Source organism: Paenibacillus agri, assembly GCF_013359945.1.
GTDB lineage: Bacteria > Bacillota > Bacilli > Paenibacillales > Paenibacillaceae > Paenibacillus_AQ > Paenibacillus_AQ agri.
The window spans coordinates 1-414 of record NZ_JABWCS010000137.1; the positions used below are offsets into that span (position 1 = coordinate 1).

A 414-nucleotide genomic window follows, 5' to 3' on the forward strand; every position below is an offset into this window, starting at 1 on the left:
TGACGAAAGTGTCCTCGACCCTGATTCCTACACCAAACGTAGGGGATGCAGCACCAACAGGAGCGGGAGTAACAAATCCGTATACGGCTGGTGCAGATATTACCGGCGTGGATGCAACAACAAACAGATACATTGGCATTTATGAAGTAGACAGCAACAATAAGGTGGTATCGTTCAAGCTGATCATACTGACAGCAGGCGATATTAAGGTGCCTGCTCCAGTGACTGCTCCAACATTGCCAGCATCGCCATCGCCGGGAACGAATCCGAATACGACGAAGGTGACGACACCTGTAGGAGCGGGTAACCATCTCGTGACGAAAGTGTCCTCGACCCTGATTCCTACACCAAACGTAGGAGATGCAGCACCAACGGGAGCGGGAGTAACGAATCCGTACACGCCAGGCGAAGATA

At 51.7% G+C, this 414-nt stretch carries 1 pseudogene; it reads left to right on the forward strand.

What is annotated here, in order from left to right:
- Nucleotides 1-414, forward strand: a pseudogene (locus tag HPT30_RS00680) (hypothetical protein); the annotation flags it as partial.